This window comes from Novilysobacter longmucuonensis, from assembly GCF_046600735.1.
GTDB classification, from domain to species: Bacteria; Pseudomonadota; Gammaproteobacteria; order Xanthomonadales; family Xanthomonadaceae; genus Novilysobacter_A; species Novilysobacter_A longmucuonensis.
The window spans coordinates 199655-217352 of the sequence record NZ_JBJMAW010000001.1 but is presented as its reverse complement, the minus strand read 5'-3'; the positions used below and the strand labels follow the sequence as shown (position 1 = coordinate 217352).

The following is a 17698-nucleotide window of genomic DNA, read 5'->3' as shown; positions in this document are numbered from 1 at the left end:
AGCTCCGGCTGGCGGTCGCGGGCATGGCCCGCTCCTACAAAAACGCGCGTTCGTGCACACACTACGTATCTGTGTTCAGCCCACCCACACCCGGGCGTTGCGGAACATCCGCAGCCACGGCGAATCCTCGCCCCATTCGCGCGGCGCCCAGCTCAGGTTCGCGGTGCGCAGGGTGCGTTCGGGGTGCGGCATCAGGATGGTGACGCGGCCCTCGTCGCTGGTCAGTCCGGCGATGCCGTCGGTCGAGCCGTTGGGGTTGGCCGGGTAGCGCGTGGCGATGCTGCCGTCGGACTCGACATGGCGCAGCGAGACGCGGGCGGCGGGTCGGTCCAGGGTGCCGGAGAACTCGGCGCGGCCTTCGCCGTGCGACACCGCCACCGGGATCCGCGAGCCCGCCATGCCGCGCAGAAACAGCGACGGCGACTCCACCACCTCGACCAGGCCCAGGCGCGCCTCGAACTGTTCGCTGCGGTTGCGCAGGAACCGTGGCCAGTGCGCGGCGCCGGGGATGATAGGCTTGAGTTGGCTGAGCATCTGGCAGCCGTTGCAGACACCGAGCGCGAAGGCATCCTCGCGCGCGAAGAACGCGGCGAACATCTCGCGCAGCGCGGGACGCTCCAGGATCGAGGTCGCCCAGCCACGGCCGGCACCGAGCACGTCGCCGTAACTGAAACCGCCGCAGGCGGCGATGCCCTTGAAACCTTCCAGACCGATGCGGCCGGCGATCAGATCGCTCATGTGCACGTCGATGGCCTCGAAGCCGGCACGATCGAAGCCCCAGGCCATCTCGATCTGGCCGTTGACGCCCTGCTCGCGCAGGATCGCGACCTTCGGCCGGGCGCCGGTGTTGAGGTACGGGCCGGTAACGTCTTCGGTTGGATCGAACACCAGCGTGGGCTTGATTCCCGGCGCGTTGAAGTCACGCGCGGCCGCACGCTCCTCGTCGGCGCAGTCGGGGTTGTCGCGCAGCCTCTGCATCGCATGGCTGGTCGACCACCACGCATCGAACAACTCCTCCCAGCGCCATTCGGCCAGGCTCTCGCCGTCCTCGCGCACGCGGATCACCGGCGCGGTGGTCGGGCGGGCGATGCGCTGCGCGCAGTCGATCAGCCCGTACCGCGCGACCAAGTCGGCGAATGCCGCGCGGTCCTCGCCGGCGATCTGCACGACCGCACCGAGCTCCTCGTTGAACAGGGTGCGGAACGGATCCAGGCCCCAGCCGTCGAGCATGATCTCCAGGCCCAGGCGCGAGCAGAACGCCATCTCGCACAGCGCGGCAAACGCGCCGCCGTCGGAGCGGTCGTGGTAAGCCCGCAGCAGGCCGGCCTCTCGCGCATCGCGGATCAGCTCGAAGAAGTCGCGCAGGCGCTCGGGGTGGTCCAGATCGGGCACGCCAGCGTTGCGGCGCCCATCCTCGGACGGCGGACCGGCGAACGCAGGCAGCGCGCCGTCGGCCGGCGCGGCCAGGCCGGCCTCGGGATGGCACTGCGCCAGCACCGAGCCGCCGAGCCGCTGCTTGCCGGCGCCCAGGCCGATCAGCCACAGTTCCGAATCGTCCTCGCGTGACAGCAGCGGGGTGAGCTGCTGGCGCACGTCGAGCACCGGCGCGAACGCAGTGACCACCAGCGAGACCGGCGAGACCGACTTGTGCTCGCGGCCTTCGGCACGCCATTGCGCCTGCATCGACAGCGAGTCCTTGCCGACCGGAATGCTGAGGTCGATCTGCGGGCACAGCTCCAGCCCGACCGCCCGGACCGCGTCGTACAGCAGCGCGTCTTCGCCATCGTGCGAAGCGGCGGCCATCCAGTTGGCCGACAGCTTGATCCGCTCCAGCGACTCGACCGGCGCCGCGCACAGGTTGGTGATCGCCTCGCCCAATGCCATGCGCGCGGCCGCGGCGGTGTCCAGCAGCGCCAGCGGGGCGCGCTCGCCGATCGCCATCGCCTCGCCGGCGTAGCCCTCGAACCCCGCCAGGGTGATCGCGCAATCGGCCAGCGGCAGCTGCCACGGGCCGATCATCTGGTCGCGCGCGGTCAGCCCGCCGACGCTGCGGTCGCCGATGGTGACCAGGAACTGCTTGCACGCCACCGTCGGATGCGCCAGCACGCGCAACGCCGCGTCGTGCAGGTCCAGCCCGCTCCAGTCCAGCGCCGGCCAGGGCGCATCGCCGGGGCGGCGGGTGTTGCGCTGCATCTTCGGGGCCTTGCCGAACAGCAGGTCCATGGGGAGATCGATGGGGTGCAGCCGGGACTCGCCGTTAGCCCCCTCTCCCGCCTGCGGAAGAGGGTTCGGGTGAGGGCGCGCAGGGTGGCCGGTCGCGTCGTGGCTCGATTCGAGCGCGCCCTCATCCGCCCTGCAGGCACGTGGATTCGCCACATCCATGTGGCTCACCCTCCGGGCGGCTTCGCCGTCCAAATCGGCAATCCCTGCCGATTTGTCTCCCGCACGCGGGAGAAGGGAGTCGGCTGCGGCTTCGCCGTAGACGTTCTCGATGGTGGCGCCATACCCCACCACCAACCGCTCCTCGGCGGTCGCGTAGCCGACCACCGCGAATGGGCAGCGCTCGCGCGCGCAGATTTGCGCAAACTCCGCCACGCGGTCGGCCGGCAGGCCGAGCACATAACGCTCCTGCGACTCGTTGCACCACAGTTGCATCGGTGACAACGAGGGATCGTCACTCGGCACCTTGCTGAGGTCGATCACGCCACCCAGGCGCGAGTCGTGCAGCAGCTCCGGAATTGCGTTGGACAGGCCGCCGGCACCGACGTCGTGTGCGCTCGCGATCGGGTTTTCGGCGCCCAGCGCGACGCAGCGGTCGATCACTTCCTGGCAGCGTCGCTCCATCTCCGGGTTGTCGCGTTGCACGCTGGCGAAGTCGAGCGCCTCGGCGCTGTCGCCGGAAGCGACCGAACTGGCCGCGCCGCCGCCCAGGCCGATCAGCATCGCCGGCCCGCCGAGCACGATCACCGCATGGCCCGGCTTCAGCCCGAGCTTCTCGACCTGGATCCGGTCGATGGCGCCGAGCCCGCCGGCCAGCATGATCGGCTTGTCGTAGGCACGCGTGAGCTCGACCCCGTCAGCGCTGCCTTCGCTCAGTTCGAAACTGCGGAAATAGCCGGTCAGGTTGGGCCGGCCAAACTCGTTGTTGAACGCGGCCGCGCCGATCGGCCCGTCGAGCATGATCTCCAGCGCCGGCGCCATGCGCGGATTGAGCGTGCGGCCGGGCTGCCCCGGCCTCTGCTCCCACGGCTGCGGCAGCTCCGGGATACGCAGGTGCGACACCGAAAACCCGCTCAGGCCGGCCTTGGGCTTGCCGCCGCGACCGGTCGCGCCCTCGTCGCGGATCTCGCCGCCGGCGCCGGTGCTGGCACCCGGGAACGGGGCGATCGCGGTCGGGTGGTTGTGGGTTTCGACTTTGATGCAGAACGCCGACTCCACCGTCGCCTCGGCGCGGTAGCCGCCGGTCCGCGGATCCGGGCGGAAGCGCTGGCTCGAATAGCCGGCGACCACCGCGGCGTTGTCGCTGTACGCCGACAGCGTATGCGCGGGGGTCTGCGCGTGGGTGTGCTTGATCATCTTGAACAGCGAGCTCGGCCCGCCGTTCAACTGCTGCTCGCGCCCGTCGATGGTCCAGGACGCGTTGAAGATCTTGTGCCGGCAATGCTCGGAATTGGCCTGCGCGAACATCATCAGTTCGACGTCCGAGGGCTGCCGGTCCAGCGCGCCGTAACGCTCGCGCAGATAGGTGATCTCGTCCTCGGCCAGCGCCAGCCCGAGCCGCGCGTTGGCCGCTTCCAGCTCGGCCAGCGGCACGCGCTCGAGCTGCCCGCGCGCCGGTTCGGCAAACAGCGCCGCGGCGGCGTCGCGGGTGTCCAGCAGCGACTGGGTCATCGGGTCATGCAGCGCCCGCGCGAGCGCGGCTGCGACGACGGGATCGTCGGGCCACCCAGCCAAATCGAAGCGGGTGCCCCGCTCGACCCGTTTCACCGGCAGGCCGGCCCCGTGCAGCAGTTCGGTGGCCTTGCTCGCCCAGGGCGACAACGTGCCCAGGCGCGGGCTGACGTAGCGCGACACCGCGCCGTCGGCGCGCTCGGCCGGTGCCGCACCCGCCTGCAGGATCCGGCACAAGGCATCGGTATCGATCGCCAGCGCATCGGTCGCCGCGACCGCGTCAGGTTCGACCCAGTAGACATGCCATGCACCGAGCAGGCGGACGGTCGGGTGGAGGGCTTGCAGGCGGGCTTGGAGCCGTTCACGTCGGAACGGCGACAGGGCGGAAGCGCCCTCGAGGACGATCATGTCCGGGGAACCGTGCTACGTCGGGCCGCAGATTGTAGCGAAGCAGCCCGGCACCCGCCTGTAGGAGCGGCTTCAGCCGCGATGCCTTCCGGAATGTTGCGTCGGCCCGGACCATCCATCGCGGCTGAAGCCGCTCCTGCAAGTGCTGCCGCATCGCCGGGCTCAGGCACCGCCGGCCGGCGCCGCATCGGCATCGAGCTTGTCCAGCGCCGCGCGCAGCGCCGCCGGCGGCACGTAGCCGCCGAGCTGGGTGCCGTCCTCAGCCAAAATCATTGGCGTGCCGGTCAGGCCGACCCGCCGGCCGATGTCGTACTGCATGTTGACGGTGTTGGTGCACTCGCGGCTCGGCACCGCGCGCTCGGCCTTGGCGTCGGTTAGCGCCTGGCGTCGGTCCGCGGCGCACCAGACCGCGACCATCTTGTCGTAGTCCTCGCTGCCCAGGCCCATGCGCGGAAACGCCAGGTACTCAACCGCGATGCCCTGCGCGTTGTAGTCCTCGATCTCCTCGTGCAGTTTGCGGCAGTAGCCGCATTCCACGTCGGTGAACACGGTGACGGTGTGCACCGGGTTGGCCGGCGCAAACACGATGCGTTCGCTGTCGGGGATCGTCGCCAGCAGCTCCTTGCGCGCACTTGAGAGCGCGGCTTCACTCAGGTTCTTGCGGGCGGTGGCATCAAACAGCGCGCCGCCGCTGCCTGGCACGAACAGGTAGCGGCCATCGTCGCTGACGTAGACCACCTGGCCGGCGACGATGGCTTCGCGGAAGCCCGGGATCGGCGCGGCGCCGACGTGCTCGGGGGCAACGTTGGGGTTGAGCGAGCGTAGCGCCTCGATCGCGCGCGCTTCCGGCGTGCCGGCCTCCGGCGCCTCCATGGCGGTCGGCGCCGGCGCACTGGCGGCCGGTGCGGCCTCGGTGGCAGCGCCCGGATCGGGTGCCTGGGCGCAGGCGGACAGGCTGATCGCGCCAAGCATGGCGAGGAAGATGCGTTTCATCGGTGGCGGTCCTTGCAGGAAGGCGGCGGGCGGACATTAGCGTCCAAGCAAAGATTGTGGCATGCAGCACCTTGAGCGCAGCTGACGCGCCGGCGCCCAGCTGTGATCGGCTCCTGCGCGCACGGCACTACTGCCTGTTCATCCACGCGGGTGGTGCCGGGCGTGCAATTGCTTGAGCTGCTCGCGCGCGACCAGGGTGTAGATCTGCGTGGTCGACAGCGAGCTGTGGCCGAGCAGCATCTGAAGCGCACGCAGGTCGGCGCCGTGGTTCAGCAGGTGGGTGGCGAAGCTGTGGCGCAGACCGTGTGGGCTGATCTTCGCCGCGTCGATACCGGCCGCGCCGGCGTAGCGCTTTACCAGCGCCCAGAACTGCTGCCGGCTCAGCGGCTGGCCACCGGCGCCGAGAAACAGCGGCGCCAGCGCGCGCTTGCCGGCCAGCGCCGGGCGCGAATGCGCCAGGTAACGCTCCAGCCAGTGCTGCGCCTCCTCGCCCAGCGGAACCAGGCGCTCCTTGCTGCCCTTGCCGAGCACGCGCAGCACGCCCTGGCGCAGGTTGACCGCGGTCGCCGGCAGCCCGACCAGCTCGCTCACGCGCAGTCCGCAGGCGTACATCAGCTCGAGCATCGCGCGATCGCGCAGACCCAGTGGCAACTCGGTATCGGGCGCGGCGAGCAGTGCGTCGATCTCGCTTTCGGCCAGCGCCTTGGGCAGCGAGCGCGGCAGCTTGGGCGGCACGAGCAAGGCGGTGGGATCGTCCTGCCGGTCGCCGCGACGCACGCGCCAGGCGAAGAACGCGCGCAATGCCGACAGCAGCCGCGCGCTGCTGTGCGGCGAGTAGCCTTCGCGGGTGCGCCAGGCCAGGTAGTCGAATACGCTGGCGCGGTCGATGTCGGCCAGCCCGCGGCCATGGCGCCAGCGCGCCAGGCCTTGCAGATCGCGCCGGTAGCTGTCCAGCGTCTGCCGGGCGAGCCCGTTTTCCGACCAGATGGCCTCCAGGAACTGCTCGATCACCCGGGCATCGCCATCGGCCAGTACCGGCAACGCCATCGCCCGCATCCGGCGATCGGCGGGCGTGCGCGGCCTGGCGGGCAGTGCCTGGGCGGATCGGGGTTGGGCCAGTACAGGCGAGCTCATTGCCGCAGCTTAGCGACTATCCTTTTGCGATGGCATCCGACCACCGCGACCGTCCCTCCGGCACCCCGGCCACCGCCCCTCTTCCTCCTGCCGCGCTGATCGGCTGGCGCTGGCTGGCGCTGCTGTACGACCTGTTCCCCGCCCTCGGCCTGTGGTTCACGGTCGGGGTGCTGAGCGTGGCACTGCACGGCGGCGAGCCGGTCCGCGCCGATACGCTGGCCGGCTGGCTGGAGTTGGCCGCGCTGTGGTCGGTCACCGGCGCATACGCGGTACTGAGCTGGCGCCGCGGCGGCCAGACCCTGGGCATGCGTGCCTGGCGCCTGCGCGTGGCCGCACCCGATGGCGGCCGCCCGGGCTGGCGCGCGCTGATGCTGCGCTATGCGGTCGCGACGGCGTCGTTGTTGTTGGCCGGAGCGGGTTTCTGGTGGGCCTGGTTCGACCGCGACCGCCTGACCTGGCACGACCGCGCAAGCGGCACGCGCATGCGCCGCGAGGCGCGGGGCCACTAATCCGCTTGGGCTGTTGCAGCAGCCACCGGCTTGCTGTGGCTATGGTTGTGGCCTTGCCTTTCGCCTTTTGCCTTTTGCCTTTTGCCTTTTGCCGTTGCCGTTGCCGTTGCCGTTGCCGTTGCCGTTGCCGTTGCCGTTGCCGTTGCAGTTGCAGTTGCAGTTGCCGTGCAACGCAAATCAATCAACGCCGCCTCTCCACAGACCCCGAAGGGGCGGCGGCCATGGATGGCCGCCGTTTTCCGATCGAGGCAGGATGCCGAGTCGGGAAATCCCCGCGTCGCCCGCACGGCGAGGTGTTTGAAGTGTCGGGGAAGGGCCTTTCTTTGGTTACTTTCTTTGGCCCTCGCAAAGAAAGTGACTCGCCTTCAGGCGAAAGCATTTGATCCTTGCCTGTCTACCGCCTGCGGATGTTTTTAAGATCGCGGCGCGCTCAAGATCAAGATCAAGATCAAGATCAAGATCAAGAGCTTCCGCCTGAAGGCGGGTCGCTTTCTTTTCTGACCAAAAGAAAGTAACCAAAGAAAGGGTCTTCCCCGACACACCTCCCGTGCGGGCGTGGAGTAGCGCGGGGATTTTTCGACTCGCCATCCATGGCTCGGTCGAAAAACGGCAGGCATCCATGCCCGCCGCCGCTCCGGGGTCTGTGGAGAGACGACGCGGATTCATTGACGTTGCAACTGCAAACGCAACTGCAACTGCAACGGCAACGGCAACGGGGACGGGGACGGGGACGGGGACGGCAGGATGGCTCCCGCCGTCACGGGAATGACTGCTCAGCGCGGATCACCGCCCCCCCGCGGCGTACCCGCGATCAGCCCGAGCGCTGCCTGAACAGGAACGCCGACACCGCGATCATGATCAGCGTCGGCAACGCATAGGCGATGCGGTAGTCGAACTTGTAGACACTCGCCAACTGCACGAACTGCGTCTGCAGCAACCAGAAACCCAACGCGAACACGATGCCGACGAACAGTCGCTTGCCCATGCCACCGCTGCGCAACATGCCGAACGCGAACGGGATCGCCGCCAGCACCAGCGCCAGCACGTTGAGCGGATAGAACCAGCGGCCCCAGTAGTGCTCCTGGAACTCGCTGGCGTCGAGCCGGTTGCGCAGGCGGTAGTCGATCACGGCCTGCAGTTCGCTGGCCGAGAGATACCGCGGTCGGTCGATGTCTGCGCTCAGCGCGGTGGCATCCAGGCGCGACTCCCAGCGCTCCTCCTCGACATGGGTCTGGCTCACCGAGCGCTCGTCGAAATAGGTCCGGGTGACATCGCGCAGCAGCCAGCCGCCGGGGCGGTGCTCGGCGATCCTGGCTAGCGCCAACGACTGCAGGCGGCCGTCGTCGGCGAACTCGTACAGGCGCACGTTGCGCAGTTCCAGCCAGCGGTCCTCGCCGTCGTCGTGCTCCTGCCCGCCCTGGGCGTTGAGGATGGTGTCGCCCTCGCGCGCCCACACCCCCGAATAGCGCGCCACGATCATGTCCTGCGAGCGCGAGGACGTCTTCAACGCCTCGGCCTGGCGCTGGCCCCACGGCCCCGCGGTCTCGCCGCTGACCGTCATCAGCAGGGTCAACACCGCGACCGCCGCGGCCACCGTCACGCTGAGCCGGCGCCGTGACAGCCCGATGGCGCGCAGCGCGGTCAGCTCCGAGGTCGCCGACAGCTGGCCCAGGGCCATCAACGAGCCGATCACAGCGGCATACGGGAACAGCGCATGCGCGCGGCGCGGCACGGTGTAGGCCATGTAGGCCATTGCCTCGATCACGCCGTAGCCCTCGCCGACATCGCCGAACTCGTTGACCAGGCTCAGCATCACATCCAGGCCAAGCAGCACCGCCCAGGTCAGCAGCACCGTGCCGAGCACGACGCGACCGACGTACAGGTCGTGGATCTTCAGGACCGGCCTCATCGCGAGCACCCCGGCATCACGCGGCAACCTTCTTCGCGCGGCCCAGCCGGCCGTCGCTCAGGTACAGCCAGCCGCCGAGTGCCAGCAGCGGCAGCACCAGCCACCACAGGCCCAGCGCCGGGGCCAGCCGGCCGGTTTCCAGCCAGCCCTCGCCCATCAGCATCAGGTTCACGCCGATCAGGTAACCCAGGAAGCCCATCAACATCCGGCCGTAGCGGGCCTGCCGCGGCGTGCTGCGGGCCAGCGGAATGGCCATCAGCGCAAACGCCAGGGTCAGCAGCGGCGGTGCGAGCCGGGCGTGCAGTTGCGCGTTGGCCTCCGGCCGCGGATCGCCGAGCAGGGCGCTGGTCGGCATCACTTCCGGGTCGTTCTCATCGAAGCGGCGTGCGTCGGCCTGCATCAGCACCTCGTTGCTCTCGTAGCGCATCAGGCGGTAGTCGAGTTTGCCCTCGACCCCGACGTCTAGCGGCCCTTCGACCTCGAATCCGTCGTTGAGCACCAGATAGCGCTGGCCGTCCTCGCCGAGGGTGACCTCGCCGTCGTTGGAGGTGGTGATGTCGATCCGGTCGCCGGACTGGCGATACACGAACACCCGGCTGAAACGGCTGCCGTCATTGGACATCGAGCCGACGAACACCACCCCGCCGCCGCCGGGAATCTCGGTGAAGCTGCCCGGCTCCAGCCCGGCCACGATCAGGTTGCGATTGGCCTCGGCGATCAGCTGCTGCGACATGCGCTCCGACCACGGCCCCAGCCACAGCGAGCACAGCGCGACCACCAGCGCCACCGGCAGCACCAGCAGCAGCACTGGCTTGAGCATGCGTCGCGGGCCGACACCGATCGAGGCGATCACCGGCATTTCCGAGTCGCGGTAGAGCCGCCCGACCGCCAGCATCAAACCCAGCATCAGCGCCAGCGGCAGGATCAGCGGCAGCCAGGTCAGCAACACCAGGCCCAGCTGCGACAGCATCATCCCGGCCGGCACCCGGCCGCGGGCGATGTTGCTGAGCACGTCGGTGAACGCGCCGCCGACACTGACGATCAGCAGCACCGTCAGGGTGGCGAACGTGGACTGGGCGAACTCGCTCAGCAGGTAGCGGTCAAGCTTGGGCATCGGGCATCGGGCTTCGGCATGGGACGGGCTTGCTTTAGACTCGGGGGCTCGTTGGACGGCGGAACGTGGCCGCACGTGACCGGGCCGGCGGCCATTGTGGCCCAAGCGCCCGGCCATTCGGCGGATTCACGTGTATCTGGTTATTCACGTGTATCTGGTTACGCCTCCCGCGCGCCTGCTAGCACAATGTGGCGCCCTGATGCCCGCACCGTCCTCCCCTCACTCCAGCCTGGAATCCGTTGCATGGCCCTCGAATTCGACCTGAACCGCGACGCCCCCGCCGCCGCCCAAGCCGATTGCGTCGTCGTCGGTGCGTTCGCCGACAACACGCTCACGCCGGCCGCCAGCGCACTCGACAGCGCCAGCAACGGGCGCGTCAAAGCCCTGCTGCAGCGCGGCGACGTCAGCGGCAAGAGTGGCAAGACCACCCTGCTGCACGACCTGGCCGGGGTGACTGCGCCACGCGTGCTGGTGGTCGGGCTGGGCGAGGCCGGCAAGTTCGGCCCGCCGCAGTACCTCAAGGCCGTGGCCGATGCCGCGCGTGCCCTGAAGCTCGGCCCGGTGGCGCATGCGCTGTTCACCCTGGTCGAAGTGCCGGTGACCGGCCGTGACGGCGATTGGGCGATCCGCCATGCCGCGATTGCTGCCGACCACGCCTGCTACCGCTATCTCGCCACGCTTGGCGACAAGAGCAAGCAGGACGAGCCCGGCCTGCGTCGCCTGAGCATCGCCGGCGACAGCGATGCCGAGGCCAGCCGCGCCGCGCTCGCGCAGGGCCAGGCGATCGCCGCGGGCGTCAAGTTCGCGCGCGAACTGGGCAACCTGCCGCCGAACGTCTGCAACCCCGGCTACCTGGCCGCGCAGGCGCAGGAGTTCGCCGGCCGCTTCGACAGCACCAGCTGCGAGGTGCTCGACGTGGCGGCGATGGAGAAGCTCGGGATGGGCGCGCTGCTCGCGGTCGGCCGCGGCTCGGCCAACGCGCCCCGGCTCATCGCGCTGAAGTACGACGGCGGCGGCGATGCCAAGCCGTACGTGCTGGTCGGCAAGGGCATCACCTTCGACTCCGGCGGCGTCAACCTGAAAGTGCAGGGCGGCGTGGAGGAAATGAAGTTCGACATGTGCGGCGCCGCCACCGTGATGGGCACCTTCGTGTCGGCAGTGGGCATGAAGCTGCCGATCAACCTGGTGGTGATCGTGCCGGCGGTCGAGAACATGCTCGACGCCGACGCCTACCGCCCGTCCGACGTGCTGACCAGCATGTCCGGCAAGACCATCGAGGTCGGCAATACCGACGCCGAGGGCCGCCTGATCCTGTGCGATGCGCTGACCTGGGCGCAGAAGTTCCAGCCGGCCGCGCTGCTGGATGTCGCCACCCTGACCGGCGCCTGCATGATCGCCCTGGGCAAGTGCGCCAGCGGCCTGATGAGCAAGAACGACGAACTGGCCGCGGAGTTGCTGGAGGCCGGTGAACACGCGTTCGACCGCGCCTGGCGGCTGCCGCTGTGGGACGAGTACCAGCCCCTGCTCGACTCGACCTATGCCGATGTATGCAACATCGGCGGCCGCTGGGCCGGCGCGATCACCGCCGGCTGCTTCCTGTCGCGCTTCACCGATGGCCAGCGCTGGGCGCACATCGACATCGCCGGCACCGCCAGCGACGAGGGCAAGCGCGGCATGGCGACCGGGCGCCCGGTGGGCCTGCTGTCGCAGTGGCTGATCGATCGGGCGGCGCAGTGAGCTCACGCGCTGAGCGCGCGGTCTGTCGGCGGCTCCGCCGTCTGTCAGCAATCAGCAAACGCCGGCCGCCTCTGCTTGCGCTGACGGGCCGCCCTGCGGCCGACTTTCCTCCTGACAGCGAGCGCAGCGAGCGACTGACATGCCCCGCGCCGACTTCTACCTGATCGCCAAGCCGCGCTTTTGCGAGGAGCCGCTGCTGCTGGTATGCGAGCTGGCCCGCAAGTCGCACGCGGCCGGCCTGCCCACACTGGTGCTGGCGCGCGATGCCGCGCAGGCCGAGCGGCTCGACGACCTGCTGTGGTCGTTCGACCCGGACGCGTTCATCCCGCACCAGATCGCCGGCGCCGACATCGAGGAGGACGAGGCCGACGTGCTGATCGCCGCGCCGGGCAGCGACGCGCCGATGCGCCCGCTGGTGATCAACCTGCGCGACGAGGCGGTGCAGGGCGGCTTCGAGCGCGTGCTCGAGGTGGTCCCGGCCGACGAGTCCGCACGCGAGCCGCTGCGTGAGCGCTGGAAGCAGTACAAGTCGCGCGGGTTCGAGCTCAACAAGCACGACATGTAGTTTTTTGCCGTCATCCCGCGCAGGCGGGGATGACGAACCAGAGCGACCCACGATGACCACTTCGTTGTCCCCCAGCTACGACCCCACCCAGTTCGAAACCCGCCTCTACCAGCAGTGGGAGGCCAGCGGCGTGTTCCAGCCGCGCGGCGAGGGCGAGCCGTATTCGATCCTGCTGCCGCCGCCCAATGTCACCGGCACCCTGCACATGGGCCACGCGTTCCAGCACACGTTGCAGGACGCGCTGATCCGCTACCACCGCATGCTCGGCCGCGACACCCTGTGGCAGATGGGCAGCGACCACGCCGGCATCGCCACCGAGATGGTGGTCGCGCGCAACCTTGGCCGTGACGGCATCAGCCGCGACTCGCTTGGCCGCGAGGGCTTCATCCAAAAGGTCTGGGAGTGGAAGCAGCACTCCGGCGACACCATCGAGCGCCAGATGCGCCGGCTCGGCACCTCCGGCGACTGGAGCCGCAGCGTGTTCACGATGGATCCGATGCCCGCCGAGGCGGTGATCGAGGCATTCGTGAAGCTGCACGAACAGGGCCTGATCTACCGCGGACAACGGCTGGTCAACTGGGACCCGGTGCTGAAGACCGCGATCTCCGACCTGGAGGTGGTCAACCAGGATGAGGACGGCTTCCTGTGGTCGCTGGCCTACCCGCTGACCGACGGCAGCGGCACGCTGGTGGTCGCCACCACGCGCCCGGAGACCATGCTCGGCGACACAGCGGTGATGGTGCACCCCGACGATGAACGCTACGCCCACCTGGTCGGCAAGACCGTCACCCTGCCGCTGACCGGGCGGCTGGTCCCGCTGATCGCCGATGCCTACGTCGACCGCGAGTTCGGCACCGGCGTGGTCAAGGTCACCCCGGCGCACGATTTCAACGACTACCAGGTGGGCCTGCGGCACAAGCTGCCGCTGATCAATATCTTCACCCCGGATGCGGCGACCAACGAGTTGGTGCCGGAGCAGTACCGCGGGCTGGACCGCTACGAGGCGCGCAAGCGGGTGGTCGCCGACCTTGACGCGGCCGGCCTGCTGGTCGACACCCAGCCGCACAAGCTGCAGGTGCCACGCGGCGACCGCAGCGGCCAGGCAATCGAGCCTTACCTGACCGACCAGTGGTTCGTGAAAATGGACACGCTCGGCGCACGCGGGCTCGAATTGGTCGGCGCGGCCGATGGAAAGCCCGGCGCGGTGCGTTTCGTGCCCGGCAACTGGATCAACACCTACCGCCACTGGATGGAGAACATCCAGGACTGGTGCATCAGCCGCCAGCTCTGGTGGGGACACCGGATCCCGGCGTGGTACGACCAGTCCGGCCAGATCTACGTCGGTCGCGACGAGGCAGATGCTCGCGCGCGCGCCGGGATCGGGCCTGATGTTCGGTTGAGCCAGGACAACGACGTGCTGGAGACCTGGTTCTCCGCCTCGCTGTGGCCATTCAGCACGATGGGCTGGCCGAATAAGGAGCTGATGCAGCAACGCGGTTTCGAGCGGTTCGTGCCGTCCAGCGCGCTGGTCACCGGCTTCGACATCATCTTCTTCTGGGTCGCCCGGATGATCATGATGAGCGACCACTTCACCGGGCAGGTGCCGTTCAAGGACGTCTACATCACCGGGCTGGTCCGCGACAAGGACGGCCAGAAGATGTCCAAGTCCAAGGGCAACATCCTGGACCCGCTCGACCTGATCGACGGCATCAGCCTGGATGCGTTGCTGGAAAAGCGCACGAGCGGCCTGATGCAACCGAAGATGGCCGAGAAGATCGCCAAGGCCACGCGGCGGGAATTTCCCGACGGCATTCCGGCGTTCGGCGCCGACGCGTTGCGTTTCACCATCGCCGCGCTGGCGACCCACGGCCGCGACATCCGCTTCGACATGGGCCGCGCCGAGGGCTACAAGAACTTCTGCAACAAGTTGTGGAACGCAACCCGCTTCGTGTTGATGAACACCGAGTCGTTCTCCCTTCCCCCGCCTGCGGGAGAAGGTGGCCGGAGGCCGGATGAGGGCGCTCTTGCTCCGCGAACCGATGCCGAACGCTGGATCCTGGCGCAACTGGCGCGCACCGCGGCCGAAGCCGAAGCGCACTTCGCCGCGTACCGGTTCGACCTGCTCGCGCAGTCCTTGTACGAATTTGCCTGGAACGATTTCTGCGACTGGTTCGTCGAGCTGGCCAAACCGGCTCTCAACAACGACAGCGCCACCGGGGAAGGCAGCGCCGCCGCGGCCAGCACCCGGCACACGCTGCTGCATGTACTCGAACGGCTGCTGTGCCTGCTGCACCCGCTGATCCCGTTCGTGACCGAGGAACTGTGGCAGGCGGTGGCGCCGAAGCTCGGCCTGGCCGAGGCAAGCATCATGGTGCGCCCCTACCCGCAGCCGCTCGATGTCGACGCGGCGGGCTTCGCCGAGGCCGCGGCCGATGTGGAATGGCTCAAGGCAATGGTCTCGGCGTTGCGCCGCGTGCGCAGCGAGCTCAACGTCGCGCCAGCCAAACGGGTGCCGCTGTTGCTGGCCGGTGGCCTGGAGCCCGATCGCGCCCGCACCGAGCGCTTCGATTCGCAGCTGCGCTTCCTGACCCGGCTCGACCGGATCGAGTTCCTGGCCAATGCCGACGCGGCGCCGGCCGCCGCGACCGCAGTGGTCGGCGAGCTCAAGCTGCTGGTGCCGCTGGAGGGCCTGGTCGATCTTGGCGCCGAACGGACGCGCATGGACAAGGAGCTCAAGCGGGTCGAGGGCGAGATCGCCAAGTGCACCGGCAAGCTCGCCAGCGAGACTTTCGTCAGCAACGCGCCCGCCGCGGTGGTGGAGCAGGAGCGCAAGCGCCTGGTCGACTGGAACCAGCAACGCGAAGCCCTGGCCGCACAGCGCGCGAAACTCGGCTGAAGCGCCCTGCCCCTGTAGGAGCGGCCCATGGCCGCGATGGAAACCGGACCACCGCGCCTGGCCGATTCGCGTTCGCGCCCACGGGGCGCTCCTACAGAGATGCGGCCGGAGTGCGGCGATGCGATCGTAGAGCGGAGCTTGCTCCGCTGCGGTGCGGTGGGTGTGCGAGGCATCGTGGATTCGCAGCCGAACAAGCTCGGCTCTACGCGGTCATCGGCGCTTTTGTAGGAGCGGCCCAGGGCCGCGATGCTTTTCCGGCCGATGTCGAGGCCGGGTGAGCGCGATCGCGCCCATGGGGCGCTCCTACAAAATCCGCCGGCGTCTGTCCGGGCGAGGACGCAGCCGAGCACGCTCGGCTCTACGAGCCGAGCGGCCGCGTGCGCCGCGGGCGCGCACGTCAGCCTTTCAGCGCACGCGCATGGTGGTCGATGTGTTCACCGATGAAGCTGGCGATGAAGTAGTAGCTGTGGTCGTAGCCCGGCTGCATGCGCAACTGCAGCGGATGACCGGCGCGCTCGCACGCGACCCGCAGCAGTTCCGGCCTGAGCTGGGTGCTGAGGAATTCGTCGGCATCGCCCTGGTCGATCAGCAGCGGCAGGCGCTCCTGCGCATCGGCCACCAATTCGCTTGCATCCCAGTGCCGCCAGGCGTCGCGGTCATCCCCGAGGTAATGGGCCAACGCCTTCTCGCCCCACGGCACCCGTGACGGGGCCACGATCGGCGCAAAAGCCGACACGCTGCGGTAGCGGCCCGGATTCTTCAGCGCGATCACCAGCGCCCCGTGGCCGCCCATCGAGTGCCCACTGATCGCACGCGCGGGGGTCGTGTCGAAATGCGCCTCGACCAATGCCGGCAGCTCATTGGCCACATAGTCGTACATGCGGAAATGCGCGGCCCAGGGTTCGCGCGTTGCATCGAGGTAGAACCCGGCGCCCTGGCCCAGGTCATAGGCCTGGTCGTCGGCGATGCCCTCACCGCGCGGGCTGGTGTCGGGCGCGACCAGGATCACCCCGTGCTGCGCAGCGAAGCGTTGCGCGCCGGCCTTGCCGATGAAGTTCTGCTCGTTGCAGGTCAGGCCCGAAAGCCAGTACAGCACCGGGCAAGGCCCGCCTTCGGCCTGCGGCGGCAGGTAGACGGCGAATTTCATGTCGCAGCCGAGCGCGCTCGATGCGTGTTGCCAGACCTGCTGGCGGCCGCCGAAGCAGGCGTGTTGTTCGATGCGTTGCATGCGCTGGCCTCCAGCTGGCTTTGTAGGAGCGGCTTCAGCCGCGATCGTGACACCGGCGCGAGCAGACATGCATCCGATCGCGGCTGAAGCCGCTCCTACAGGTATGCGGTCAATAGCGGATTACGGTTCTTATGGACTTGCCCTCGTGCATCAGGTCGAAGGCCTCGTTGATCCGCTCCAGCGGCAACTCGTGGGTGATGAACGGGTCCAGGTCGATCTCGCCTTTCATCGCCTGCTCGACCATGCCCGGCAACTGGCTGCGGCCCTTGACCCCGCCGAAGGCCGAGCCGCGCCAGACCCGGCCGGTCACCAGTTGGAACGGCCGCGTGCTGATTTCCTGGCCGGCGCCGGCCACGCCGATCACCACGCTCTCGCCCCAGCCCTTGTGGCAGCACTCCAGTGCCGCGCGCATCACCTCGACGTTGCCGATGCACTCGAAGCTGTAGTCGACGCCGCCGTCGGTCATCTCGACGACCACCTCCTGGATCGACTTGTCGTGATCGCCGGGATTGACGCAGTCGGTTGCACCCATGCTGCGGGCCAGTTCGAACTTGCCGGGGTTGGTGTCGATCGCGATGATCCGGCCGGCCCTGGCCTGCACCGCGCCCTGGATCACCGCCAGCCCGATCCCGCCGAGCCCGAACACCGCGACGCTCGCGCCGGCCTCGACCTTGGCGGTGTTGTGCACCGCCCCGATGCCGGTGGTGACGCCACAGCCGAGCAGGCACACTTTTTCCAGCGGCGCCTCGGGATTGATGACCGCCAGCGAGATCTCCGGCACCACGGTGTACTCGCTGAAGGTGCTGCAGCCCATGTAGTGGTAGATCGGCTGGCCGTCATAGGAGAACCGCGTGCTGCCGTCGGGCATCAAGCCCTTGCCCTGGGTTGCGCGCACCGCCTGGCAGAGATTGGTCTTGCCCGACAGGCAGAATTTGCACTGGCGGCATTCGGCGGTGTACAGCGGGATCACGTGGTCGCCCGCCTTGACACTGGTGACGCCCTCGCCGACTTCGACCACCACACCGCCGCCCTCGTGGCCGAGCACGGCCGGGAAAATGCCTTCGGGATCCTCGCCGCTGAGCGTGAACGCATCGGTGTGGCAGACGCCGCTGGCGGTGATGCGCACCAGCACCTCACCCGCACGCGGCGGCTCGACGTCGAGTTCGACGATCTGCAATGGCTGGCCGGCTGCGAAGGCGACGGCGGCGCGTGATTTCATGGCGGGGCTCCTGCGGGTAAAGCGCAATGATAGAGATGCTGTAGGAGCGGCTTCAGCGATCAAAAATCGTCGGCTCTGCGTGGCCGGACCGCGGC

12 protein-coding genes are annotated in these 17698 nt (G+C 68.8%); 4 read left to right on the top strand and 8 right to left on the bottom strand.

What is annotated here, in order from left to right; all coding sequences use genetic code 11:
* Positions 1–75: 75 nt before the first annotated feature.
* The 3 genes from purL to xerD form a co-directional block, all read right to left on the bottom strand.
* On the bottom strand, positions 76–4299 hold the full coding sequence (purL, locus tag ACJQWM_RS01000; protein WP_332705387.1) for a phosphoribosylformylglycinamidine synthase: 4224 nt from the start codon (positions 4297–4299) through the stop codon (positions 76–78).
* A gap of 162 nt (positions 4300–4461) precedes the next feature.
* Positions 4462–5292: a DsbC family protein gene (locus ACJQWM_RS00995; protein WP_332705390.1), complete on the bottom strand. Its 831-nt coding sequence runs from the start codon at positions 5290–5292 to the stop codon at positions 4462–4464.
* Positions 5293–5430: 138 nt separating this feature from the next.
* Positions 5431–6426: a site-specific tyrosine recombinase XerD gene (gene xerD / locus ACJQWM_RS00990; protein WP_332705393.1), complete on the bottom strand. Its 996-nt coding sequence runs from the start codon at positions 6424–6426 to the stop codon at positions 5431–5433.
* A 29-nt stretch (positions 6427–6455) separates the two neighbouring features.
* Here xerD and ACJQWM_RS00985 point away from each other — a divergent pair, with 29 nt between their 5' ends.
* On the top strand, positions 6456–6935 hold the full coding sequence (locus ACJQWM_RS00985) for an RDD family protein (protein WP_332705396.1): 480 nt from the start codon (positions 6456–6458) through the stop codon (positions 6933–6935).
* A 327-nt stretch (positions 6936–7262) separates the two neighbouring features.
* Here ACJQWM_RS00985 and ACJQWM_RS00980 read toward each other — a convergent pair whose 3' ends face one another.
* From ACJQWM_RS00980 to lptF, 3 genes are all read right to left on the bottom strand, one after another.
* Positions 7263–7601, bottom strand: a complete 339-nt coding sequence (locus ACJQWM_RS00980; protein WP_332705398.1) for a hypothetical protein — start codon at positions 7599–7601, stop codon at positions 7263–7265.
* 145 nt (positions 7602–7746) lie between these two features.
* Positions 7747–8844 (bottom strand): LPS export ABC transporter permease LptG, encoded by a 1098-nt coding sequence (lptG, locus tag ACJQWM_RS00975; protein ID WP_332705401.1) that lies wholly within the window; start codon positions 8842–8844, stop codon positions 7747–7749.
* A 16-nt stretch (positions 8845–8860) separates the two neighbouring features.
* The gene (lptF, locus tag ACJQWM_RS00970; protein ID WP_332705404.1) at positions 8861–9958 is read right to left on the bottom strand and encodes an LPS export ABC transporter permease LptF; all 1098 of its coding nucleotides are present in this window, start codon (positions 9956–9958) and stop codon (positions 8861–8863) included.
* Positions 9959–10201: 243 nt separating this feature from the next.
* Between lptF and ACJQWM_RS00965 the strand changes: the two genes are divergently transcribed.
* From ACJQWM_RS00965 to ACJQWM_RS00955, 3 genes are all read left to right on the top strand, one after another.
* Complete coding sequence (locus ACJQWM_RS00965; protein ID WP_332705407.1) at positions 10202–11695, top strand: leucyl aminopeptidase; 1494 nt, start codon at positions 10202–10204, stop codon at positions 11693–11695.
* Between the two features lie 139 nt (positions 11696–11834).
* The gene (locus ACJQWM_RS00960; protein ID WP_332705409.1) at positions 11835–12260 is read left to right on the top strand and encodes a DNA polymerase III subunit chi; all 426 of its coding nucleotides are present in this window, start codon (positions 11835–11837) and stop codon (positions 12258–12260) included.
* Positions 12261–12312: 52 nt separating this feature from the next.
* Positions 12313–15156 (top strand): valine--tRNA ligase, encoded by a 2844-nt coding sequence (locus ACJQWM_RS00955; protein ID WP_332705412.1) that lies wholly within the window; start codon positions 12313–12315, stop codon positions 15154–15156.
* 397 nt (positions 15157–15553) lie between these two features.
* Here the strand turns inward: ACJQWM_RS00955 and fghA are convergent, their stop codons facing one another.
* Positions 15554–16384 (bottom strand): S-formylglutathione hydrolase, encoded by an 831-nt coding sequence (gene fghA, locus ACJQWM_RS00950; protein WP_332705415.1) that lies wholly within the window; start codon positions 16382–16384, stop codon positions 15554–15556.
* A 109-nt stretch (positions 16385–16493) separates the two neighbouring features.
* A complete protein-coding gene (locus ACJQWM_RS00945; protein WP_332705418.1) occupies positions 16494–17603 on the bottom strand; it encodes an S-(hydroxymethyl)glutathione dehydrogenase/class III alcohol dehydrogenase in 1110 nt (369 codons plus the stop codon).
* Between the last annotated feature and the right edge of the window lie 95 nt (positions 17604–17698).